The sequence below is a fragment of the Thiogranum sp. genome (assembly GCF_058323355.1).
Window position 1 is genome coordinate 25,741 of the sequence record NZ_JBTTIO010000062.1, and the last position, 23,165, is coordinate 48,905.

19 protein-coding genes are annotated in these 23,165 nt (G+C 57.0%); 7 read left to right on the forward strand and 12 right to left on the reverse strand.

The window, feature by feature from the left end; genetic code table 11:
- The first annotated feature begins 152 nt into the window (after positions 1 to 152).
- Complete coding sequence (locus tag ACW81B_RS09330; RefSeq protein WP_491579951.1) at positions 153 to 1,979, forward strand: cyclic-di-GMP receptor FimW-related protein; 1,827 nt, start codon at positions 153 to 155, stop codon at positions 1,977 to 1,979.
- 16 nt (positions 1,980 to 1,995) lie between these two features.
- On the opposite strand, the gene ACW81B_RS09335 is transcribed toward ACW81B_RS09330, so the two are convergent.
- Entirely contained in the window at positions 1,996 to 2,517 is a 522-nt protein-coding gene (locus tag ACW81B_RS09335) for a GNAT family N-acetyltransferase (protein WP_491579952.1), read from the reverse strand.
- 223 nt (positions 2,518 to 2,740) lie between these two features.
- Here ACW81B_RS09335 and ACW81B_RS09340 point away from each other — a divergent pair, with 223 nt between their 5' ends.
- Positions 2,741 to 4,828, forward strand: coding sequence for a putative bifunctional diguanylate cyclase/phosphodiesterase (locus tag ACW81B_RS09340; RefSeq protein WP_491579953.1), 2,088 nt, complete (start codon positions 2,741 to 2,743; stop codon positions 4,826 to 4,828).
- Here ACW81B_RS09340 and ACW81B_RS09345 read toward each other — a convergent pair.
- The 9 genes from ACW81B_RS09345 to ACW81B_RS09385 form a co-directional block, all read right to left on the reverse strand.
- Positions 4,825 to 6,048, reverse strand: coding sequence for a DUF1015 domain-containing protein (locus ACW81B_RS09345; RefSeq protein ID WP_491579954.1), 1,224 nt, complete (start codon positions 6,046 to 6,048; stop codon positions 4,825 to 4,827). The genes ACW81B_RS09340 and ACW81B_RS09345 overlap by 4 nt on opposite strands.
- Positions 6,049 to 6,133: 85 nt before the next feature.
- Complete coding sequence (gene parC, locus ACW81B_RS09350) at positions 6,134 to 8,377, reverse strand: DNA topoisomerase IV subunit A (RefSeq protein WP_491579955.1); 2,244 nt, start codon at positions 8,375 to 8,377, stop codon at positions 6,134 to 6,136.
- Between the two features lie 62 nt (positions 8,378 to 8,439).
- The gene (locus ACW81B_RS09355) at positions 8,440 to 10,959 is read right to left on the reverse strand and encodes a PilZ domain-containing protein (protein ID WP_491579956.1); all 2,520 of its coding nucleotides are present in this window, start codon (positions 10,957 to 10,959) and stop codon (positions 8,440 to 8,442) included.
- A 106-nt stretch (positions 10,960 to 11,065) separates the two neighbouring features.
- A complete protein-coding gene (gene parE, locus ACW81B_RS09360) occupies positions 11,066 to 12,952 on the reverse strand; it encodes a DNA topoisomerase IV subunit B (protein ID WP_491579957.1) in 1,887 nt (628 codons plus the stop codon).
- 61 nt (positions 12,953 to 13,013) lie between these two features.
- On the reverse strand, positions 13,014 to 13,598 hold the full coding sequence (locus ACW81B_RS09365; protein WP_491579958.1) for a CNP1-like family protein: 585 nt from the start codon (positions 13,596 to 13,598) through the stop codon (positions 13,014 to 13,016).
- A 101-nt stretch (positions 13,599 to 13,699) separates the two neighbouring features.
- On the reverse strand, positions 13,700 to 14,140 hold the full coding sequence (locus ACW81B_RS09370) for an Hsp20/alpha crystallin family protein (RefSeq protein ID WP_491579959.1): 441 nt from the start codon (positions 14,138 to 14,140) through the stop codon (positions 13,700 to 13,702).
- A gap of 238 nt (positions 14,141 to 14,378) precedes the next feature.
- Positions 14,379 to 14,990 (reverse strand): DUF3501 family protein, encoded by a 612-nt coding sequence (locus tag ACW81B_RS09375; RefSeq protein ID WP_491579960.1) that lies wholly within the window; start codon positions 14,988 to 14,990, stop codon positions 14,379 to 14,381.
- A 19-nt stretch (positions 14,991 to 15,009) separates the two neighbouring features.
- On the reverse strand, positions 15,010 to 16,344 hold the full coding sequence (locus tag ACW81B_RS09380; protein WP_491579961.1) for a (Fe-S)-binding protein: 1,335 nt from the start codon (positions 16,342 to 16,344) through the stop codon (positions 15,010 to 15,012).
- A 163-nt stretch (positions 16,345 to 16,507) separates the two neighbouring features.
- The gene (locus tag ACW81B_RS09385; protein ID WP_491579962.1) at positions 16,508 to 16,927 is read right to left on the reverse strand and encodes a rubrerythrin family protein; all 420 of its coding nucleotides are present in this window, start codon (positions 16,925 to 16,927) and stop codon (positions 16,508 to 16,510) included.
- A gap of 364 nt (positions 16,928 to 17,291) precedes the next feature.
- Between ACW81B_RS09385 and xseB the strand changes: the two genes are divergently transcribed.
- The 5 genes from xseB (at position 17,292) to folE2 (ending at position 21,632) form a co-directional block, all read left to right on the forward strand.
- Positions 17,292 to 17,540 (forward strand): exodeoxyribonuclease VII small subunit, encoded by a 249-nt coding sequence (gene xseB / locus ACW81B_RS09390; protein WP_491579963.1) that lies wholly within the window; start codon positions 17,292 to 17,294, stop codon positions 17,538 to 17,540.
- A gap of 1 nt (position 17,541) precedes the next feature.
- Positions 17,542 to 18,426 carry a (2E,6E)-farnesyl diphosphate synthase gene (gene ispA / locus ACW81B_RS09395; protein ID WP_491580039.1) on the forward strand — a complete coding sequence of 295 codons (885 nt, stop codon included), beginning with the start codon at positions 17,542 to 17,544 and terminating at the stop codon, positions 18,424 to 18,426.
- Between the two features lie 71 nt (positions 18,427 to 18,497).
- The gene (gene dxs / locus ACW81B_RS09400; RefSeq protein ID WP_491579964.1) at positions 18,498 to 20,390 is read left to right on the forward strand and encodes a 1-deoxy-D-xylulose-5-phosphate synthase; all 1,893 of its coding nucleotides are present in this window, start codon (positions 18,498 to 18,500) and stop codon (positions 20,388 to 20,390) included.
- A 28-nt stretch (positions 20,391 to 20,418) separates the two neighbouring features.
- A complete protein-coding gene (gene queD / locus ACW81B_RS09405) occupies positions 20,419 to 20,805 on the forward strand; it encodes a 6-carboxytetrahydropterin synthase QueD (protein WP_491579965.1) in 387 nt (128 codons plus the stop codon).
- Positions 20,802 to 21,632 (forward strand): GTP cyclohydrolase FolE2, encoded by an 831-nt coding sequence (gene folE2 / locus ACW81B_RS09410; protein ID WP_491579966.1) that lies wholly within the window; start codon positions 20,802 to 20,804, stop codon positions 21,630 to 21,632. The genes queD and folE2 overlap by 4 nt, the downstream gene beginning before the upstream one ends.
- On the opposite strand, the gene ACW81B_RS09415 is transcribed toward folE2, so the two are convergent.
- Both ACW81B_RS09415 and thiL read right to left on the reverse strand, forming a co-directional pair.
- Positions 21,629 to 22,111 carry a phosphatidylglycerophosphatase A family protein gene (locus ACW81B_RS09415; RefSeq protein WP_491579967.1) on the reverse strand — a complete coding sequence of 161 codons (483 nt, stop codon included), beginning with the start codon at positions 22,109 to 22,111 and terminating at the stop codon, positions 21,629 to 21,631. The two genes, folE2 and ACW81B_RS09415, sit on opposite strands and share 4 nt — an antisense overlap.
- Positions 22,098 to 23,063 carry a thiamine-phosphate kinase gene (gene thiL, locus ACW81B_RS09420; protein ID WP_491579968.1) on the reverse strand — a complete coding sequence of 322 codons (966 nt, stop codon included), beginning with the start codon at positions 23,061 to 23,063 and terminating at the stop codon, positions 22,098 to 22,100. Before thiL ends, ACW81B_RS09415 begins: the two co-directional genes overlap by 14 nt.
- Positions 23,064 to 23,165 lie beyond the last annotated feature (102 nt).

A 23,165-nucleotide genomic window follows, 5' to 3' on the forward strand; every position in this document is an offset into this window, starting at 1 on the left:
CCCTGGCAAGCCTTTGTCACTACGATTCCTGCTTCGGGGCAGGGCAGGCTGCATGCATTGCCCTGCCCCGCAAATGTTCAGTTTCCTGCTGAAAGGACGATAGCCCGGGCGGGATGCAGGGATGACAGCGCCGTGCCCGGAGTCCGCCCTGCATGCAAAAACAACCAGCGGACGAAATGCCCATGCAACTTTCAGTACCGAACCGTACCAGCCCGAAACGCGGCTCATTCGACAGCAAACCCGCCAGCGTAAAAGTATGGATTGAGCATCTCCCGATGGCCAATGTGGGGGAAACGACAAAGCTGCTGTTTGAAGCGCTGAATGACCTCAACCACCAGGATATACCGGGCCAGCAACGCTTCAGGACACTGGAACTCCTGCAGCAACCGGTTCGGTTTGTGACCGATCATATGAAGAAACACGTCATCGGCAAGCCGCTGCCGCCAATGATGAAGAACCTGAAGATTGCCCACCTGTCACGCGAAATCACCCATGCACTGGCTACTGGCTACAAGGTGCTGGTCATGGAACAGATCGCCGGCGTCGGCCGCAAGGACAAAAAACTGCTGGTAACGGCCATCCATCGCTCGGTAAAACTGCTGGGACTGGTGCTGCTCAAGGCTTTCCAGGTCTATGAACCGTACCCGGCATCGGTCTGGCTGGAGATCCATTCGCTGTATCGTTACGCGGAAAGCAACGGCCTGCATCGCAGCAAGGTGATGGACGCCATCGCGGCTGTCCAGCACGCATCGACAGTAACAGACTGTTACAAACAGATTCTGCTGCTGGCACTGGCCTGCCCCTACCGCCTGCGCCACGGTGAAGTGGAAGACATCTACAACGCACTGGAAAACTGGGCCAGGTTCAGTGATCTTGATACGCTCGAGCAACGACCGAACGCACTTTTCTCGGTCAACCTGGATGCTGACGAGCCACCCAGTTACCTGGTACTCAGGGACAAAAGCGAGAGCTGCGGCACAACCCGCACGATGGACACAGGGCGCCTGGCGGAACACATCCGCAATGCCATCAGCGAGAGCCGGGGCAAGCGTACGACGGGGATCAAGCTTTCCACATTGCGGCACCTGATGCTGGTATGGGGCGTCATGCCCAAACGCCGCTATTCACGGGTCAAAGACCACTCACAGGTCATTGTGTCGATGGGCCTGAGTTCTATTCACTATTTTGTCAGTGGCGAAGCTGCTTTCAACCAGGCGCCTGTCAGTAAAGAATGCCATACCGATCTGTCGGTTGACCCGGAATCCAGCCCCGGCATTCAGCAGCCTGCCCGCTTCGAGGCCCGCAACCTACAGTCTGAAAACAGCCCGTTACCTGACGTATGGGAAATGAACTACCGGATTGAGGGAGAAGCACTGCCAAGCAGCCTGGAAACCGCCGTGGCGCGCGCTGCGTCGGGCATGCAGATTAACCCCAACCACCGCACCCAGAACTGGAAAATGGTCAATATCAGCGCCGGCGGTTACTGCCTGCTGTGGGACAATCCTGAAACCACCCGCGCACAGGTCGGTGAATTACTGGGTATCCGCGAAGAAAGCGACCCGGACACCTTTCACTGGCGGCTGGGTGTCATCCGCTGGCTGAAATTCGCTGACAAACGCGGGCTGGAACTCGGGGTTCAGATGCTGTCACCCGGTGCCGTGGCTATCGCAGGACGCCCCGCGCAGCACGCTGCAAAAAATGATGAATTCACCCGCGGCCTGCTGCTGCCCGAAATCGCCACCATCCAGCAGAGCGCGACACTGCTGTTACCGTCACCACCGTTCAAGGTGGGCGACACGGCAATCATCAACTGTCATGGAAAGAATGTGCGTGTCGAGTTGACGAAACTGGTGGAAAATACCGGCAGCTTTGCCCAGTTCCAGTTCACCGCACTGGGTGAGATAAAACTTGCCACACAGAAAAAGTCTGCCGGCAAACCCGCCAGCAGCGACTTTGATGACATCTGGGAATTACTGTGACCCGCTCACCGGGCTGCTAGAACAGTGCCCTGAACAAATCCGGGTATTCGACTATCCCGCCACCTGACAGGGCGCCATCGACCAGCTCCATGGCCGTCAGCGCATCATCCGGTATTGGCAGGTTGCAGGTCACACCCCGGTCTGATGCCGGCCTGAAACCAAAGCGCAGGTAATAGTCGGGGTGCCCGGCTACCACGATAGCGTTGTAACAAAGCGGTCTGGCACGCGCTACGGCGGCATCGATAAGCTCTGAACCAATCCCGCGATGTGACTGGGAAGGCACGACCGACATCGGTCCCAGCGCGAGAATCTCGCTTTCCCCCTGTTCGGAGACCAGCTTCACCCGGGATAGTACGACGTGGCCGACAATACGCCCGTTGAGCTCCGCCACCAGTGACAGGTCGGGGATAAAGGTCGGCGACTTTCGCAGCTCACTGATCAGCTGTGCCTCGGCTTCACCCTCAAAAGCACTGAGATTAACGACATCAATGGCGCTGAAATCATCGGGAGTTTCAGCTCGTACCCTGATCTGTTGCATACCACTGTCCCCGGCTGCTGTTATATGGCCACTGTCATGCTGACCGTGTGACGGGATGCTAGCAGGAAACCCGTTTATGTAAAAGGGGTTACGGCACAGGCAGGAATAGCCATATCGCCATGACCCGCAGGTAAAGAATGTGCTCCCTGCTGCCGAAACAATGAGAGCGCACGGCCAGCCACCCGCTGGCGAGAGACATCTGAAATCAGGAGCACCACACCCTATGGACAAGGATCAAACCCTGCGTCTGCTTGTCGTCGAGGAATCACGGAACGATGCGGAAGCGCTTGCCAATATCCTGAGAAACGCAGGACAGGCGTCCCGGCTGGACTATGCAGAAGACAGTGAGGACATCAACGCCGCACTGGACAAACAGACACCGAACCTGGTGTTGTGCGCAACGGGGCTTGAATCCATTTCCTTGTCCGAAGTGGCGGACATCCTCAAGCAACGCGAAATTCCTGTGCCACTGATTGCCATCGGTGAAACGGCTGACGAGTCCGATATCATCGAAGCCATGCGCCAGGGTGCGCACGACCTCTGTTCATACGACCAGCCAGAGCACCTGCAACTGGTCACCCAACGCGAACTCCGGCAACTCAGCGCCTGTAGCAAGGCACAGATTTTTGAGGCCCGCTTTCACGAAAGTGAGAAGCGCGCACGCTCCCTGATGGAAAGTTCACGGGATGCCATTGCCTACGTTCACGAAGGCATGCACATCTTCGCCAATAGCTCTTACCTGGAAATGTTCGGCTTTGACGACATTGAAGAAATCGAGGGCACACCGATTCTCGATATGGTCGCACCCGGTGAACACGACAAGTTCAAGGCTTTTCTTCGCAACTTCAGCAAGCAAGGCGCTACTGAGAGTTCGCTGGAAACCCACGGCCAGTTACCTGACGGCAAGCAGTTCGACGCCCTGATGGAGTTCTCCCCTGCCAGTATAGACGGTGAAGCCTGCACCCAGATCATCATCCGCAACCAGGCCGGATCGAGCAAGGAGCTGGAGCAGAAGATCCGCTTCCTCAGCAAGCAGGACGTCCTGACCGGCCTGTTCAACCGGCAATACTTCATGGAAGAACTGGAACTCTCCATCACTAACGCGGTAAGCGGTTCTGAAAATGCCGCCCTGATCTATCTGCTGATGGACAATTTCAAGGACATCAAGGATAACATCGGACTCGGCGCAGCCGATATGGTGATCAGTGATATCGCCGAACTGTTACGCGAACACACAGAGGATGAGGATATTGTCGCCCGCTTTGGAGATCACTCTTTCACGGTACTCCGCAAGGACTGCGACCACGATTCGATTTCCGTACTGGGCGAGAAAGTTCGCCAGGCAATTGAAGACCATATCACCGAAATTGAAGGCAAGTCTGTCACCACCACCTGCAGCATCGGCATGAGTATCATTGGCGAAAGCGCACCGTCGGCACACGAAGTCATTTCGCGCGCCGACCTGGCCTGCGAGGTTGCCCGCTCCTCGGGTGGCAACAGGATCCACCTGCATAACCCGGTGGTGGACGAAAAGATCGGCAAGGAACGCGATCAGCAGATGCATGCCCTGATCGAGGATTCACTTGAGAAGAACCAGTTCAGACTGCTTTACCAGCCGATCGTGAGCCTGCAGGGCGATACCGGCGAGAAGTACGAGGTTCTGCTGCGCATGCTCAATGACGAGGATGAACATATCCTGCCCAGCCAGTTCCTGCCCATTGCCGAACAGACAGGACAAATCGGGGACATCGACCAGTGGGTCATCAGGCATGCCATCAAGGCCTTGTCGGAACACCGCGCACAGGGTTCCGACACGCAGTTCTTCATCAAGATTTCAGCCCAGACCCTGCTGGATGAAAAACTGGTCGCGTTTATTAATGACTGCCTGAAGAAATATCGCCTGCCCGGTGACGCACTGGTATTCGAACTCTCGGAGAAAGTCGCGTCACAACACCTGAAACAGGCAAAAACATTCGTCAAGACGCTGCGGGATCTGCACTGCAATTCTGTTCTGGAACACTTTGGCACCAGCCCGAATTCCTTCCAGTTGCTCAAGCACCTGCCCGTCGACTTCCTGAAAATCGACGGCTCGTTCATTCACAACCTGGCCAGCGATACCGACAACCAGGCGATGGTGAAGTCAATTCTCGACACCGCCAACTCAATGAACAAGCAGTGTATTGCCGAGTATGTACAGGATGCACATAGCCTGGCGGTTCTCTGGCAGAGCGGTATCAACTTTATCCAGGGCAACTTCCTGCAGGAGCCGAGCGAAACACTCAGCTACGATTTCACTGGAGAGGTCGCCTAGTCGAGCACGTGCGATACCAGTCCATCAGCCAGTTTGGGTTCAAACCAGGTTGACTTGGGTGGCATCACTTCATTGGCATCCGCGACGGCCATCAGGTCTTCCATGGTCGTGGCGAACAGGGAAAATGCGACGGCCATCTCTCCGCTGTTGACGCGTTTTTCCAGTTCTCCCAGACCGCGAATACCACCGACAAAGTCGATACGCGGGTCGGTGCGCGGATCACTGATGCCCAGCACCGGTTCCATCAGGTTGTCAGCCAGCAGGCTGACATCGAGCCGCGCCACAGGGTCTTGCGGGATCAACTCCGGGTGGATATTCAGACGGTACCACTGCCCGTTCAGGTACATGCCGAACTCACCCGGTTTCCCTGGCGCTACCGGCTCCGGTGATGGATTGACATCAAAGGCCTCGGCAATTTTTTCCATGAACTGCATTTCGCTCAGCCCGTTCAGGTCTTTCACCACACGGTTGTAATCAAGGATTTTCATCTGTTTGTGCGGGAAGATCACGGACAGGAAATAACGGCTCATGGCATCCTCCGGTCCGTTTTTACGGGCCGCCACCCGTGAAGCCGCTGCCGAGCGGTGATGTCCATCGGCAATGTAAATCGCCTCCATGGCATCGAAACCTTTTGTCAGCTTTTCGATCGTCTCCGGATCGTCCAGCACCCAGAAGGCATGCCCGATCCCGTCATCGGCAACCAGGTCATATTCCGGCGGTTTGTTCGTCGCAGAAGCGATCAGCGCGTCAATCTCATCCTGCGAACGATAGGCCAGCAACACCGGTCCGGTCTGGGCGTTCAACGCCTCGATCTGACGGACACGGTCGTCCTCCTTGGCGGGACGGGTGAACTCGTGCTTGCGGATACGGTTCCTGTCGTACTCGGCCACCGAGGCAACGGCAACCAGCCCGGTCTGCACATGGTCACCCATGGTCAGACGGTAAACGTAATAGACCGGCTTGTCCTCGCGCTTGAGCACACCATCTGCGATCAGCTTCTGCAGGTTCTCCGCCGCCCTGGCATACACCGCCGGATCATAGGGATCTGTGCCTTCCGGCAGATCGATCTCTGCCTTTGAAATATGCAGAAAACTCAACGGCCGGCCGGCAGCCCGCTGACGGGCCTCCTCGCTGTTGAGTACATCATAGGGAGGCGCCACGACATCATTGGCGTGCTCTGGCACCGGTCTCAGGCCGGCAAACGGGCGAATCAGGGACATAGAACCTTATCCTGGCTGAAAATGAACGGGCGCCATTCTACCTGCACGTCGCCGCCGGTGCACTGACTATACCTGAAAGACCGGTTTATTCAGCAAAAGCCCGGTCGACACGCTGCAGGCCACGCGGCAGTTTCCTGCCCTTGCGCCCGCGGTCGCCCAGATACAGCGCCAGTTCAGAGGATTTCAGTTTCAGGTGTCGCTTGCCTGCATGCAGCACCAGCGCGCCACCCCCGGGCACGCTTACCACAGCCACCATGCGCTCATCCCCGCTGGCAAGCTTCTTCGCATTGATACCCTGAATCTTGATGCCCTTGCCGCGGTTCAGGCGCGGAACCTCCGCCGTCGGGATCACCAGCATATGGCCCTGCAGGTCTATCGCTGCCAGCTGATCTGTCCCGGGATCCGTAACCGGTGCCGGTTGCAATACCCGGGCATGCTTGGGAACCGACAAAACAGACTTACCGGCCTTGTTGCGCGCGTACAGGTCGCCAAGGCGGGCAACAAAGCCATAGCCGGCGTCGCTCGCCAGCAGATAAAGACTGTCAGGATTCCCGGCCATAACACCCACAAAGCGGGCGCCATCCGGCGGATTGAAACGGCCGGTCAGTGGCTCACCCTGGCCGCGTGCCGAGGGCAGGCTATGCGCCGCCAGTGTGTAGGCGCGACCCGTGGAATCAAGAAATACGACCTGTTGATTACTGCGCCCCTGCACTGCAGCGAGAAAACTGTCACCTGCCTTGTAGCTAAGTGCCTCGGGATCGATATCGTGGCCTTTTGCCGCTCTCACCCAGCCTTTTTCGGATAACACGATGGTAACCGGGTCGCTGGGGATCAGCGCTGTTTCGTCCAGCGCCTGTGCCGGCGGGCGTGTTACCAGTGCGGAACGGCGATCGTCACCAAACTTCTCGCTGTCAGCGCTAATCTCCTTTTTTACCAGCGTGCGCAAACGCTGTTTCGACGACAGGGTTTTTTGCAGGCTGTCGCGCTCTTTCGCAAGCTGTTCCTGCTCGCCACGGATTTTCATTTCCTCCAGCTTCGCCAGGTGGCGGAGCTTCAGATCGAGAATCGCATCCGCCTGCCGCTCGCTGAGGCTGAAACGTCTCATCAGTACCGGCCGCGGTTCATCTTCGCTGCGAATAATCGCGATGACTTCATCGATATTGAGATAGGCAACCAGCAGACCATCGAGAATGTGCAAACGCTCCAGCACCTTGTCGAGCCGGTATTGCAGGCGCCGGGTCACTGTGCCAATACGGAATTCCAGCCACTCCTTGAGCAGTGTATGCAGATCCTTGACCGCCGGGCGACCGTCCAGCCCGATCATGTTCATGTTGACGCGGTAACTGCGCTCCAGGTCGGTTGTCGCAAACAGGTGCAGCATAATGGTATCGACATCGATACGGCTGGAACGCGGCACAATCACCAGCCGGGTTGGATTTTCGTGGTCCGACTCATCGCGAAGATCGGCGACCATGGGCAACTTCTTCGCTGTCATTTGTGCGGCAATCTGCTCCAGCACCCGGGCACCGGATACCTGCCAGGGAAGTTCTGTAACAATGATATCGCCACCTTCCTGCTCATAGCGGGCGCGGATACGCACACTGCCGCTACCCGTGTGGTAAGCGCGCAGCAACTCCTCGCGCGGTGTAACAATATCGCCACCGGTCGGGTAGTCAGGTCCCTGAATGTACTCACACAAGTCATCCACCGTCGCCTTCGGCTTCTCCAGCAGGTGAATGGCAGCGGCAGCGACCTCACGCAGGTTATGCGGAGGAATATCTGTCGCCATACCCACTGCAATACCGGCTGCGCCATTCAGCAACACCACCGGCAGGCGTGCAGGCAGCAGGATCGGCTCCTGTAACGTACCATCAAAATTGGCCGTCCAGTCGACAGTACCCTCGCCCAGCTCGGCCAGCAGAACTTCGGAAAAAGCTGACAGGCGCGCCTCGGTATAGCGCATGGCGGCAAAGGACTTCGGATCGTCCTGCGCCCCCCAGTTCCCCTGCCCGTCAACCAGCGGGTAACGGAAAGAAAAAGGTTGCGCCATATGCACCATGGCTTCGTAACAGGCCGAATCGCCGTGCGGGTGAAATTTACCCAGCACGTCACCCACGGTGCGCGCGGATTTTTTAAACTTGGCACGCGCCGACAGGCCGAGTTCAGACATGGCGTAGACAATACGCCGCTGCACCGGTTTCAGTCCGTCACCGATGTGCGGCAGTGCGCGGTCGAGGATGACGTACATGGAATAATCCAGGTACGCCTTTTCAGTAAAGGTATGCAGCGGAAGCGTTTCGACGCTTTCAACGGGGGTATCTGTGGACATGCCGGTTCCGTGGTCTGAATTGAGACCCGGCTATTGTACCGGTACAGGCACGACAGAGTGAACTAGGATGCGCTACGCAAGGACGCCCACTGCCGGGTGATATCCACAATCTCGCCACAGCCCACCACGGAATGTGCCAGGTCCGAGAGCTTGATGGCGCGATGTTTCGACTGCTCGCGCACGGAAGCAACCAGCTTGTCCAGCGACTTGTCATCCAGCGCATGAACAAACGTGGTAATAATCTTTAAACAACGCCATTCAGCCTTTTCAGACAGCTGTTGCAAGTAGGCCTCACGCCCGGCATCGCTGGAGAAATCCAGCTCGGTGGCCGCGTGAATAAAGGTTTCACCGGTTTCCTCGTCCAGCTCCCGATAGAGATAAAGTTCCAGTTCGAAGGGTGCCGGCGGTTCCTGTGAGGCTTTCTGCTGGCGCAACAGGATCTGCACCGCATCATACAACGCCGTTACGACACGGCGATCATTGAGACTGCGAAAATCGTGGCCACTTTCCGTGGTAAAAAAATCCAGCAAGGCATTGCCGCCTTCCGGCACACCAACAAACTGCAGGTGAGCTCCACCCTCCTGGTTACGCCCGAGAAAAAACGGGATGGTCGGTGTATTGGCGGCCAGCAACGATTCGTAGAGCCTCGATGTCGTGGCACTCCAGATATCTCCCGTATCCACACCCAGCTTGTGCTCATTCTTGGTGATCAGCTCGACAAAGAACTCCTTGAGCCCCTCCTTGGCACTGCCCAGCACACGCTCGAGCATGAGCACCGTGCCCTCGCCACTGTCCATCGAGTTAACCACAAGGTAAGGAATATCCATCAGGTTAGCAGCGGATTTTTTCTGCTGCAGGGACACCAGGCCCACCTTGACCGGTACACCGGGCTTGACCGAAACCTGTTCATTCAACTGTATGCGAATACCGCGCGTGGAAATATCCTTTGACATCCCGTCAAAACTGCGCCCGCTGATTTTGACATCAACCCGCGTCTCGGCAAGATAACGGTCTTCGCGACGGCGCTCGACATAACCAAAGCGAACCAGCTCGATTCCCGGCTGTTGCCGAGACATGTCCAGTGACTGCACCACGGAATCGTCCGAAAGTTTCCGGCACTCGGAGCCGACCCAGGCAACCAATCCCTCAACCGAATCATCGTCCACAGACAGATCCGTGTACTTGCGTGTCATGTCCACTGTGTAGGCCACAAATGACAGGCGCGCCAGTTGATCGCGCAACACTTTCATCTGTACTTCGGACTTGTATTGCAGCCGCTGGGAAACTTCATCGATTTTTTTACCGGAGGCCTGAATCAACGGCATGCTGCCCGCCTGGACCTTGACCACGCTGTATTCCGGCTGAGTGGTGGCAAAACGAACAAAACGGGAAAAATCCGCTTCACAGGCAAACTCGAAATCGGCCGCGGAATGCAGTCGCATGCAGTCATCGCTGTCCCCCTTGCGACGATACATCGCCATAACGAATTCGCCCTCTTCAAGCAGACGTTCAAGCCGTGCGGGAAGGCTCAATGGAGTAAAGTCGTAATTATCCGCATCTGTACAGAAAAAACGTGCAAGATGGGTATTACCCTCACTCATGGCAACTGCCTGCACACGCAACTCCCCGGCATCGGTCTTTTCGATAAAAACCGGCAACTGGGTGATACTTTGCGCATGGCTGCGCTCGTAATACCAGCTCAGCGTCGACTGGTACTCGTCGTCGACATCCAGTTTGTAGCGACGCCGGTTTTCATCAACAAACTGAGAAACAAAGTCTGAAAACGCGGCAGGCTCATCAAGATCCACCCGCCGCAGAAACAGGGCACTCTCCGTTTCCCGTGTCTGGATACGTACAACCTTGTAACCGATATCGTCAACCTGGACACTGCCTGCCTTGTCACGCAGCCCGGCAAACGACACGCGGACCTTCTGGCCTTCCCGAAAAGTCGTCAAACCCTTGATACGCACCTGAATACCACACACGGAAATATCCCGGGTAATACCGCTGGTACGGATATTTCCGCCTTGCATCGTAACCTTGCAGGCATATTGCAGGCGTGGGTGCTCCCGTTTGCGGAAATAGCCAAGTGGCAAGAGATCCGGATTTTCCGCGACATCCGCCTGCACATCCGCGGCCTCATCATCGCCGTCCACGCGGACCCGCTCACGCACTGCATTACGTGTACGTTCCAGGCGCCGCTGTTCGATTTCCTGGCGTCGGCGTTCTGCTTCATCGCGTGCATTTATCTGGGCCTGAAGGGTATGTGCACCCCCGACAATCGACTCGAAGGTACCAACGGTATACACACCGTTGTTCTCGCGCAGACCGCGTTCGAACATCTGAAAGGAAATATCGTCGAGATAGTGTACGCGGTCATTGAACGCATAGCGCCGGCACTCACCGGCTACCCTGCCGCGCATATCGATCGTCTGGAAACAGGGTCGGGTTAGACGAGACTCTTCAATACGCCTGAGAAACTGACCGGTATCCGAGTTCTCCACCACAATCTCGGTAACCAGCTCTTTCCGGTCCGATGTCGTGTCGGTACGTTTGAAATGTTTGACGATAATCTCGCCCATGTCTCTCCCACAAACCCGTGCCATGGCAGCCCCGGGATGCCATATTTTCTTTCTTTGATTTCATGCAGTTAAGCACCAGGCCAGCAACCCGGCCAACCAGCTCTGACTATATATCGGCAAGATTGCCGTTTTTCTCAAGCCAGTTCCGGCGGTCGGAAGCCCGGCCCTTGGCCAGCAACAGATCGAGGGTACGGTGGCTGTCATCGCCAGCCTGAATGGTGAGTTGTACGAGACGACGGGTATCGGGATCAATGGTGGTTTCTCGCAGCTGCAAGGGATTCATTTCCCCCAGGCCCTTGAAACGCTGCACATTGACCTTGCCCTTGATACCTTCGGCGGCGATACGGTCCAGCACACCCTGCTGCTCTGCGTCGTCAAGTGCGTAGAACACCTGTTTTCCAACATCGATACGGTACAGGGGCGGCATAGCCACGAACACATGGCCGGCTTCGACCAGTGGCTGGAAGTGGCGCAGAAATAACGCGCAAAGCAGCGTGGCGATGTGGGCACCGTCAGAGTCCGCATCCGCCAGGATGCAGATCTTTCCATAGCGGAGATTTTTCAACTCCGTGGAGCCCGGTTCAACGCCTATGGCCAGCGCTATATCGTGCACGGTCTGTGAAGCCATAACCTCTGAAGGGTCAACTTCCCAGGTGTTGAGTATCTTTCCGCGTAATGGCATGACCGCCTGAAACTCACGGTCGCGCGCCTGCTTGGCGGAACCACCAGCCGAATCACCCTCGACCAGAAACAGTTCGGAGCGCGCCAGGTCATTATTGCTGCAATCCGCCAGCTTGCCGGGCAACGCCGGACCACTGGTTACCTTCTTACGCACGACTTTCCTGCCGGCACGTTGACGGGTCTGTGCGTTCTGAATCGCCAGTTGGGCAATCTGCTCACCCGCCTCGGTATGCTGGTTAAGCCACAGGCTGAACGCGTCCTTGACTACACCGGATACAAACGGTGCACACTCTCTGGACGACAGACGTTCCTTGGTCTGCCCGGAAAACTGCGGCTCGCGGATTTTTACAGAGAGAATGTAGGCGCAGCGTTCCCATACATCATCCGGTGCCAGTTTGATGCCACGCGGCAGCAGGTTGCGAAATTCACAGAATTCACGAATGGCCTCGGTCAGCCCCATGCGCAGACCATTAACATGCGTACCACCCTGCGCGGTCGGAATCAGGTTGACATAACTCTCGGCAACCAGTTCACCACCCTCTGGCAGCCACACCAGCGCCCATTCGGCAGCTTCATCGTTACCTTCCAGGCTACCGGTAAAGGGTTCCTCGGGAATACGAAGCGCATCACCCAGTGCATCGACCAGGTAGTCACGCAACCCGTCCTCATAGCGCCAGACTTCTTTTTCGCCACTTTTCTCGTCGATCAGGATGACTTCCAGGCCGGGACACAACACGGCCTTGGCGCGCAATACATGTTTCAGTCTGGGCAGGGAAAACTTTGCTGAATCAAAAAATGTCGGGTCGGGCCAGAAACGAACCGTTGTACCGGTGTTCTGCTTCCCGACCTTGCCCACCTCATCCAGGCCGGAGACTTTCTCGCCATTTTTGAACGCCAGGTTGTATTCCTTGCCACCCCGGCGCACCCAGAGTTCCAGGTGTTTCGACAAGGCATTTACCACCGACACGCCAACACCGTGCAAGCCACCCGAGAAACGGTAGTTTTTATCCGAGAATTTACCGCCGGCGTGCAGGCGGGTAAGAATAACCTCCGCACCGGACACCCCTTCTTCAGGATGGATATCCACCGGCATACCGCGGCCGTTGTCCTTCACCTGCAGGGAGCCGTCCCTGAAAACCGTGACTTCGATCTTGCTGGCAAACCCGGCTGTCGCCTCATCGACACTGTTATCGATAACTTCCTGGGCAAGATGGTTCGGCCGGGTGGTATCGGTATACATGCCCGGGCGCTTGCGTACCGGGTCCAGGCCGCTCAGAACTTCAATGGAGGCGGCATCGTATTGGCTGGCCATGACGTTTCAGACTTCGTGAGTTAATCAGGGCGCCCATGCTACAGAAAGCGCCGCGCTTGTTCTATTCCTCTTCGGTAAAGAGGAAATTGTCAGGATTGGATGCCCGCAGACGCCGCAGCACAACAGCTGTGTTGCCGGGCGCGGGAGCCGGGCACATAAAATGGTCTCTCAGTACCTTCAGGTAACGATCCGAACCACCCGACCTGGCGGGAATATACTTCCAGCGCGAATGCGTTGCCAGGTGAAAGCCGTCCCGGGCACCGAACGCGTAGCGCCGGTACTGTCCGGTTGTACAACGCATGCCCTCGTAAATCACGTTACTTGCACCGGAACGGGACTTGAGAATCACGGTATAACGCACGACGCGGTCTTCCCCGACGCTGACGGAGGCGGGATCGACAAGCAACCGGAAGGGATAATCATTCAGCAGCAGGTCGACCTCGATCAAATCCCGGGAGCTGGTATCGGGGTAGGCCGGCAATGAAATGCCCCGCTCCTTCCATGCCTTGCCCTCGACAAACCCGCGGCTGTCACCGCCCTCACCATAGAGGTCATCAAAAACAGGGTCCCCGGCGGCAACGGCCACACGTAGCACGGCAAGCACCAGCACAAGAAGCCCGGCAGTCAATACACGTTTATTCATCATTGTCACCGGAATTTCGCTTGCCGCAGTGTAACCAGTTCACGGAAAACAATGAAGCCACAAAAAACCCCGGCCTGTGGCCGGGGTATCTCAGCTGCCTGAAATCAGCCCTGTACTTCGATACGCCTGGGTAACACCCTGGTCTGCTTTGGAATGACGATCTCAAGCACACCATCCTTGCACTTCGCGCTGATGGCATCCGCGTCGGCGCCATCGGGCAGGCTGAAGCGACGGTAAAAATTACCGCGCACACGTTCTATGCGTTTGTAGCCTTCCCGTTCTTCCTCGTTTTCGAACTTGCGTTCGCCACGGATCGACAGGACACCGTCTTCCATGTTGACTTCGATGTCTTTGGCTTCCACGCCAGGCACATCCGCATGGATGACATAACGCTCGTCTTCTTCCTTGATATCTACCGCAGGCACCCAGTCACTGGTGGCGAGCGGGCTTCCGTCGTCACCAAAACGGCTGGTATCAAACATACGGTTCATCTCTCCCTGCAACTGGTTCAGAATATTCCAGGGTTCATATCTCACTAATGTCATGGCTGCATCTCCTCTTCTCCTGAATCCACGTCGCGCGATACCGGTATGGCATCCGCTGATAACTGGAAAGTGGGAATGCCGCAATGGATTTTCAAGGCCTGTGCCAACATTTTCCGGCAACTGCGCCGAACCGGCCATGCGCGGTGCCACAATCCTGAAAATGCTCCCTGGGCGGATATCAAATGCGCACGGAACATAACGGCAGGCAGCCGGTTACCCTGGAAAATGTACCATTCTGTCAGTCGAGGTCGGCCACCAGCGCAGCACGAATATTTTCCGGCAGTGGCTCCAGCTGGACCGTGTAGGCCGCATGACTGATGCCGGCACCGAGTGCCGCACCCTGTTTGACAGCGGCCACCATTTCCGGCGTCAACTCGAAACGCATGAAATGCACCGAGGAGGTTTTTTCCGCGTTCTCACGCTCCATATCCTCATCGGCAATGGCAAATACCGGGTCGAAGCCTTCGACACGCAGCCAGACCTCGTCCTCGATGCCTTTCAACTCGGCCAGCTTGTGACGCCGTTCCTCCTCATCCGACACCTCGATCATGAAGGTGGCCTTGAGGTTACTGCCATCAGGAATCAATGGATTGTAGGCGTCCAGTTCTTCCTGAATGCCCTCGCTTTCAAAAATCCGCTCGACACGCAACATTTCCTGAATCTGGTACTGCATGGTCAGGCGATCCTCGAAATACAGTGCTGCGATTTCGCCCAGCGGTACACGGCGATTCTTTTTGTGCGCGATTACCTGCTGTCGAAATTCGGGACGCAGCGTCGAATATTCTTCCAGACTGTAAAGATCCGAACGTGAGAGTTTCTGCATGGACTTTTCGCCCTCGATTGTGTTCATGTCAACTTGCTCCAGCGCATCATATGCCATAGGCCATGCGCAACAGTTTGAGTGGGTGCGCCGGTGCCTGGCTCCCTTCAAGACCGTTCTCGATCTGGTGGCCGGCCATCGGGCAATCACTGCAATAATGGTCGGGCTGTGCCTTCTGCACCCGGTTCACCACAGGCTTTCCGATTTTCATGGAAATTTCGTGGAACTCTTTTTTAACCGCGTAGGTACCGTCGTGCCCTGAACAACGCTCGATAGCGTCGACACGGGTATCCGGCACCAGTTGTAACAACTCGCGGGTTTTCATGCCGATATTCTGTACGCGCAGGTGACAGGCAACGTGATAGGAAATATCACCAAGACCGTGACTGAAATCTGTTTTCAACAGACCGTGTTTGTGACGCAGCACCAGGTACTCGAAAGGATCATAGATCGCATCGCGCACCTTCGCCACATCGGCGTCATCGGGAAACATCAGTGGCAGTTCCTGCTTGAACATCAGCACACAGGACGGAACCGGTGCGACAATATCCCAGCCCTTGTCGACCAGAGAAACCAACCGGGGGATGTTGACCTGCGCGGCCTTTTCCACCGCCGCCAGGTCCCCCAGCTCCAGCTTTGGCATGCCACAACAGCGTTCGGTGTCCACCAGCCGCACGGGAATGTCGTTATGTTCAAATATTGCGATCAGGTCTTCACCCAGTTCAGGTTCATTGTAGTTGCCATAACAGGTAGCGAACAATGCGACCTTGCCACGCGTCGGCCCGGCCTCGGGGGCGGCCTTTGCGTCCTGGTTGCGGGTGATATCCACACGATTGCGCAATTTGTTACTGTGGTAATCGGGTAAATGTGCATCGGGATGCACTTCCAGCAACTCTTCCAGCACGCGTCGCCCCAACTTACTGTGATTCACGGCATTCACCACAGCGCTGACAACCGGGATACCGGCCAGCGTACCCACACTGTCAGTGGAACTCAGGATTTTATCGCGTACCCGTGTCTTGCCCTGCGCATGCTTTACTGCCTTGGCGCGCAACATCAGGTGTGGAAAATCAACGTTCCATTCGTGCGGCGGCACGTACGGACACTTGGTCATGTAACACATGTCGCACAGGTAGCAGTGGTCAACCACCTTCCAGTAAACCCGTTTATCCACGCCATCGAGTTCCAGGGTTGGCGACTCGTCAATGGCATCGAACAGCGTGGGGAAAGCATTGCACAAACTGAAGCAGCGACGGCAACCGTGACAGATATCAAATACCCGCTCCAGTTCTGTCATCAGCAACTTTTCGTCGTAGAAATCAGCATTTTTCCAGTCCAGCGGGTGACGGGTTGGTGCATCCAGACTGCCTTCACGAACAGACATCGCAAATCTCCGGGTTATTCAAACGGCCACAGACCGGGCCAGAAAATTCAGGGGATTCTCTTGCCGGCACACATCACCGGCAAGAGAAACCAGACCGGACTGCCAGGATGACATTTCCGGCCACACCGGTTGCCTTTCCAGGAACCGGTAATAGACGTCGCGATCAGTCGTCCAGGGTATCCAGTGCCTTCTGGAAACGGTTAGCGTGTGAGCGCTCTGCCTTGGCCAGTGTTTCGAACCAGTCGGCGATTTCGTCAAATCCCTCATCGCGGGCTGACTTGGCCATACCCGGGTACATGTCGGTGTACTCGTGAGTCTCACCGGCAATGGCTGCTTTCAGGTTGTCGCTGGTACCACCGATCGGCAAACCGGTTGCCGGATCACCAACGGCTTCAAGGTATTCCAGGTGACCGTGGGCGTGGCCGGTTTCACCTTCGGCGGTGGAGCGGAACACGGCTGCGACATCGTTGTAACCTTCGACATCGGCCTTGGCAGCGAAGTACAGGTAACGACGGTTGGCCTGGGACTCGCCGGCAAAGGCAGCTTTCAGGTTGTCTTCGGTTTTACTTCCTTTCAGATCCATGTGGGTAACCTCCGAATTAATGAAAAAACATCTGCTCAAAAATTTAGACTAAGTCTAAACTGGGGGAGAGAATTTAGCCCAGCGTCTGGCACCTGTCAATTGCTTATTGTATTCCCGCACCTCCGGAGTTGTCACAGGAATTTCGGGTGATTTTAATATTTGAATATTTGGGGTCAAATATTTGGGGTCAGAGTAAAAACTTGTGATTACCGAATATAGACACGAAGTAGTTTTTACTCTGACCCCAAATATTAACCGTTGCCGGCGAAAACAACCCCGCCCGTGACGAGATCAACCACGGTTCACCGATTGACCTTCCCGACCTGCACTTGTAACGTACGGCTCCTGAAAACGAGGAAGCGATGTGGCAAAACGTAGCAGGAAAACTCCGGATTTCGAAACCGCCCTGGCGGAACTCGAAAGCCTGGTCGAACAGATGGAACAGGGCGACTTGAGCCTCGACGAGTCGCTCAGGCAATTCGAGCGTGGCATACAGCTTACCCGCAGCTGCCAGACTGCGTTGAAAGACGCCGAACAAAAAGTACAGATCCTGCTGGAAAAAGACGGCCAGGGCGCACTTGAGCCTTTCCAAAGTGACAGCGACTCCGACTGACCTGAAAAGCTTTATGTCGGACTGCCAGCAGCGCGTGGAAACAGCACTGCAGCAGTTCCTGCCCGACACACACACGCACCCCGCACAACTCCACGAGGCCATGCGCTATTCCGTGCTGGATGGCGGCAAACGCATTCGGCCGGTACTGGTCTATGCTGCCGGTCACGCTGTCGGGGCCAACCGGCAACCGCTCGATGTCGCTGCCAGCGCCGTTGAATGTATCCATGCCTACTCACTGATACATGACGACCTGCCGGCCATGGACGACGATGATCTGCGGCGTGGCAAGCCCAGCTGCCACAAGGCTTTTGGCGAGGCTGAAGCGATACTCGCCGGCGATGCCCTGCAAACCCAGGCGTTTTATCTGCTCGCACACGCGAATATGGGCAGTATGCCGGCTGAACGACGCCTTGCCATGATCGAACGCCTGGCGCTGGCTTCCGGCTCACGAGGCATGGTGGGGGGCCAGGCCATCGACCTGGCGGCGGTCGGCAAGACACTGGATATTGCTGAACTGGAAGACATGCACATCCACAAGACCGGCATGCTGATCCGCGCTGCGGTATTACTCGGGGCACTGTGCGCCGGGCAGGTCGATGAAGCCACGCAGCGTGCACTCGACCACTACGGCAAGGCTATTGGCCTGGCGTTTCAGGTGCAGGACGACATTCTCGACATCACCGGCAGCACCGAGCAACTGGGCAAGCAGTCCGGCGCCGACCTGGCCCTGGACAAACCTACCTACCCCGCGCTGCTGGGGCTGGCCGGGGCGCGGGAACGCGCGCAGGACCTTCACGAAACCGCGCTGGATGCACTCTCCCGCCTGGACCAGCGCGCCGACCCATTGCGCTGGATTTCGCAATATATTGTGCAACGCAGCAGCTGAAGCTGGCGGATTTACTTGCCTCAGGTGCCGCCAGCACCGATAATCTCCGCTTCCCTGCCGTACAGCCATGCATGAAAACTGCCGACCCGACCATCCTGCTGAACCAGATCGACTCCCCTGCTGATCTGCGCACCCTGGACATGGCCCAGTTGCGTACGCTGGCGCGCGAATCACGCCAGTTTATGATCGAGTCAGTCTCGGCCACGGGCGGTCACCTTGCCGCCAACCTGGGGACCGTGGAACTGACGCTCGCCCTGCACTATGTCTTCAACACCCCGGACGACAAGCTGGTATGGGACGTTGGCCACCAGAGTTACCTGCACAAAATCCTCACCGGCCGCCGCGACCAGATGGACAGCATTCGTCAGAAAGGCGGCCTGGCCGGTTTCCCCAGGCGTGACGAGAGTCCCTACGACGCCTTCGGTGTCGGGCATTCCAGCACCTCCATCAGCGCGGCGCTGGGCATGGCCATTGCCGCTACGCAGCAGGGTAGCAGCCGACGCGTGGCCGCCATCATTGGTGACGGCGCCATGACCGCCGGACAGGCCTTCGAGGCGCTCAACCATGCCGGCACCCTCGACGCCAACCTGCTGGTGGTACTGAACGACAACGATATGTCGATTTCGCCCAATGTCGGCGGCCTGTCCAACTACCTGGCGCGTATCCTGTCAGGCCGCACCTACGCCACCATGCGCGAAGGCAGCAAGAAGGTCCTGCAGAAAATGCCCACTGTATGGGAGTTGGCGCGGCGCGCCGAGGAACACATGAAAGGCATGGTGATCCCCGGCACCCTGTTCGAGGAACTCGGCTTCAATTACATCGGCCCCATCGACGGTCACGACCTGGATGCTGTTGTCACCACGCTGCGCAACGTACGCGAACTGAGCGGCCCGCAATTGCTGCACGTCGTCACCCGCAAGGGCAAGGGCTATGCCCCGGCGGAAAATAACCCCTGCAAGTTTCACGGCATCGGCAAGTTCGACCCGGAAACCGGCGAGAGCCAGGGCAGTGGTGCACCGGCAGGTAAAACCTATACGCGCATCTTCTCCGACTGGATCTGCGATATGGCGCGCAGCGACGACAAGCTGGTCGGTATCACCCCGGCCATGCGCGAAGGCTCCGGGCTGGTGGCCTTTTCCGAGCAATTCCCGGCACGCTATTTCGATGTCGGCATCGCCGAACAACACAGTGTCACACTGGCGGCCGGGCTGGCCTGCGAAGGCATGAAACCGGTTGTGGCGATCTACTCTACCTTTCTGCAGCGCGCCTATGACCAGTTGATCCACGATATCGCCCTGCAAAACCTGCCGGTATTGTTTGCCATCGACCGCGGCGGGCTGGTTGGCGCCGACGGCCCCACACATTCCGGCAATTTCGACCTGAGTTTCCTGCGCTGCATTCCCAACATGCTGCTGATGGCGCCAGCCGACGAAAACGAGTGCCGGCAAATGCTGTCCACGGGTTTCCGGCACGACGGACCCGCAGCCGTACGCTACCCGCGTGGCACCGGGCCGGGCGTGGACGTCAGTTCCGAGCTGGGGACGCTGGAAATCGGCAAGGCGCAGCGATGCCGCGAAGGCAAGGATGTTGCCCTGCTGGCTTTCGGCAGCACGCTGAGCGCAGCGCTGGAAGCGGGAGAGAAACTGGATGCCACGGTCGTCAATATGCGCTTCATCAAACCGCTGGATGAAGCCCGCGTATGCGAACTGGCGGCCAACCACCGCATGCTGGTCACGCTGGAGGATAATGCCGTGAGCGGTGGCGCCGGCACGGCAGTGGCCGAAGCCCTTGCCGCGCACGACATTGCTATCCCGTTGACTCATCTGGGAATTCCGGATCATTTCATCGAACACGCCAGCCGCGAGCAACAGCTCGCTGAATGCGGCCTGGATGCCGACAGTATATACCAGCGAATCCAGCGGGAACTGGCGGCGCGAATTGCAACGCTGCGCGCGGTCGACTAAAATCCTACCTTTTCAGTCAGGAATTAGTGTGGCCGCCCGTTATACACTGAAAATTGTCACCGACTTCGCCTCCGCGCATACCCTGCGCGAGTACCCGGGCGCCTGTGCGCGCATGCACGGGCACAACTGGAAAGTCGAGGCCGAAGTTCGTGCCGGTTCGCTGGACGAAATCGGCATGGGCATAGACTTCAAGATCATCAAGCAAGCGACGCGCGATATCGCGTCCAGGCTGGATCACCGTTACCTGAACGAACTGGAACCTTTTACCAGGATCAACCCGACAGCCGAACACATCGCCGCCTATTTCTATAAGGAACTGTCGGCGCAATTGAACAACGAACGCGTCCGCGTTCATGCTGTCACGCTATGGGAAACCGAACGCGCCTGCGTGCGTTACGCTGAGGACGAATCATGAGCAAATCAACAGCCGCCACAATCAACAAGCCGATTGCTGACGTGCAAAACAGTGCCGACACCCGCCACATTGCCATCGACAAGGTCGGCATCAAGGACATTCGTCACCCGGTGCGGGTAAAAGACCGTAGCGAGGGCGAACAGCACACCATCGCCAATTTCAACATGTACGTGAACCTGCCGCACAATTTCAAGGGCACGCACATGTCGCGTTTCGTGGAGATTCTCAACCTGCACGAACGCGAGATCGGCGTTGAATCCTTCAAGGAAATGCTCGGCGAAATGGCAGAACGCCTGGAAGCGGAAGCCGGTCATATCGAGATGACCTTCCCCTACTTTATCAACAAGACCGCACCGATCTCCGGCGTGCAGAGCCTGCTCGATTATGAAGTGTCCTTCATTGGAGAAATCACTGACGGCAACCCGGAAATGAAGATCAAGATCATTGTCCCCGTCACCAGCCTGTGCCCCTGCTCCAAGAAGATTTCAGACCGCGGCGCACACAACCAGCGCTCACACGTTACCGTTACCGCAACGACACGTGATTTTGTCTGGATCGAGGAATTGATCGATATGGTCGAAGGACAGGCCTCCTGTGAACTCTATGGCCTGCTCAAGCGCCCGGATGAGAAATACGTTACCGAAAAGGCCTACGACAATCCCAAGTTCGTGGAAGACATGGTGCGCGATATTGCCGCCACGCTGAACGATGACGACCGTATCAGTGCCTACGTTGTGGAATCGGAAAACTTCGAGTCCATCCACAATCACTCGGCCTACGCGCTGATTGAACGCAACAAGGAAAAGGATTCGCTGGTTGACGGCTAGAGAAGCCCCGCGCTCCACAACACGGCTGCCGCCATCAGGCCGGCCAGCACATCATCCAGCATAATACCCGGACCGCCGCAAACCTTGCGGTCTGCCCAGCCAATCGGCCAGGGCTTCCAGATATCGAACAGGCGGAACAGGACGAACCCGGCGGCAACACCAATCCAGCCTTCGGGCGCTGCCGCCATGGTGATCAGGAAACCGGCAAATTCATCCCAGACGATACCGGGGTGGTCGTGAACACCCAGCGTTTGCGATGCACGTCCACAGATCCATACACCGACAAGCGCAACAAGCGCAGTAGCAACCAGGTAACCGGTAAACGGCAAAAGGTCCAGCACCAGAAACAACGGTATTGCCATTAACGTGCCAGCTGTACCCGGCGCACGTGGTGCAAGCCCTGAACCAAAACCGAATGCCAGCCACAGCACCGGGTCGGAAAAAACCTGACGGGCAGTGACGTGTTCAGTCATTGTCATCCCCGAAGTGGTCGTAACCCTCAACCCTTAACCTGTAGACTGATCCATCTTCACGCACGCAACGAATACCCGGTTGAGGTTCGATAATACCGATTTCTGCCACACAAACCGCACAGTCTTCCGCTGCCTGGTACACCTGCTCAACAGCATCAGCGTCTACCGTGAAACACAACTCGTAATCGTCTCCACCGTTCAACTGGCAAGCCAACGCGTCCTCGTCAGGCAGTGACTGCAACCAGCCGGAACGCGGAATAGCATCGACATTCACTTGTGCACCACAACCGCTGGCATCCAGTACATGTTTAATATCAGCCAGCAACCCGTCGGATATATCGATCGCCGCACAGGCGACTCCCGCCAGCGCCATGCCAAATGCAACCCGGGGCTCCGGCCGGTTCAGGCGACCAAGCAATTCATCGTCGAGCTGTTCGCCAGCCAGCAGGCGCTGCAGGGCACATGCTGCATCACCGGGTGTGCCGGTCACAAAAAGATGCTGCCCCGGTGTTGCGGCATCGCGCCGCAACACCTTTCCCGCATCAGCCTGACCCAGCACCTGCACCGTTACGGACAACGGACCGCGTGTGGTATCGCCGCCCACCAGCGCAACATCGAAACGATCTGCAAGCTCAAAGAAGCCTTCGGCAAACCCGGACAACCAGGCTGTATCAACTTCCGGCAGCGTCAGCGCGAGCGTTGCCCAACGCGGCTGCGCCCCCATTGCAGCAAGATCACTGAGATTCACGGCCAACGCCTTGTGGCCTATGCTGGCCGCATTGGTTTGCTCCGGAAAGTGCCGCCCGGCGACCAGCGTGTCCACCGCCACAACCAACGAAGCACCGGGCGGTAGTTGCAGCAAGGCCGCATCATCACCAACACCCAATATCGTCCCTGACACCACCACATCATATTCACGTTGGAAAAAGCGCTGAATAATATCAAATTCGGAAACCATCAGGGCGCCTCTCCATCCGGCCCGGGCCGTACCCTCGCTGGAAATACCTTGTGACATGCCTGCCCGGCAGGTGCACAACAGATGGCCCTGAATACTGTGGAA

Excerpts from the sequence above, each read along its gene's own strand:
- thiL (WP_491579968.1), bottom strand. The coding sequence starts at position 23,063 with ATGGTTTCCGAATTTGATATTATTCAGCGCTTTTTCCAACGTGAATAT.
- ACW81B_RS09345 (WP_491579954.1), bottom strand. The coding sequence starts at position 6,048 with ATGTCCCTGATTCGCCCGTTTGCCGGCCTGAGACCGGTGCCAGAGCAC.
- parC (WP_491579955.1), bottom strand. The coding sequence starts at position 8,377 with ATGTCCACAGATACCCCCGTTGAAAGCGTCGAAACGCTTCCGCTGCAT.
- ACW81B_RS09380 (WP_491579961.1), bottom strand. The coding sequence starts at position 16,344 with ATGTCTGTTCGTGAAGGCAGTCTGGATGCACCAACCCGTCACCCGCTG.
- parE (WP_491579957.1), bottom strand. The coding sequence starts at position 12,952 with ATGGCCAGCCAATACGATGCCGCCTCCATTGAAGTTCTGAGCGGCCTG.
- ACW81B_RS09365 (WP_491579958.1), bottom strand. The coding sequence starts at position 13,598 with ATGATGAATAAACGTGTATTGACTGCCGGGCTTCTTGTGCTGGTGCTT.
- ACW81B_RS09340 (WP_491579953.1), top strand. The coding sequence starts at position 2,741 with ATGGACAAGGATCAAACCCTGCGTCTGCTTGTCGTCGAGGAATCACGG.
- ACW81B_RS09385 (WP_491579962.1), bottom strand. The coding sequence starts at position 16,927 with ATGGATCTGAAAGGAAGTAAAACCGAAGACAACCTGAAAGCTGCCTTT.
- folE2 (WP_491579966.1), top strand. The coding sequence starts at position 20,802 with ATGAGCAAATCAACAGCCGCCACAATCAACAAGCCGATTGCTGACGTG.
- ACW81B_RS09355 (WP_491579956.1), bottom strand. The coding sequence starts at position 10,959 with ATGGGCGAGATTATCGTCAAACATTTCAAACGTACCGACACGACATCG.
- ACW81B_RS09335 (WP_491579952.1), bottom strand. The coding sequence starts at position 2,517 with ATGCAACAGATCAGGGTACGAGCTGAAACTCCCGATGATTTCAGCGCC.
- ACW81B_RS09375 (WP_491579960.1), bottom strand. The coding sequence starts at position 14,990 with ATGAACACAATCGAGGGCGAAAAGTCCATGCAGAAACTCTCACGTTCG.
- ACW81B_RS09330 (WP_491579951.1), top strand. The coding sequence starts at position 153 with ATGCAAAAACAACCAGCGGACGAAATGCCCATGCAACTTTCAGTACCG.
- ACW81B_RS09415 (WP_491579967.1), bottom strand. The coding sequence starts at position 22,111 with ATGACAATGACTGAACACGTCACTGCCCGTCAGGTTTTTTCCGACCCG.
- dxs (WP_491579964.1), top strand. The coding sequence starts at position 18,498 with ATGAAAACTGCCGACCCGACCATCCTGCTGAACCAGATCGACTCCCCT.
- ACW81B_RS09370 (WP_491579959.1), bottom strand. The coding sequence starts at position 14,140 with ATGACATTAGTGAGATATGAACCCTGGAATATTCTGAACCAGTTGCAG.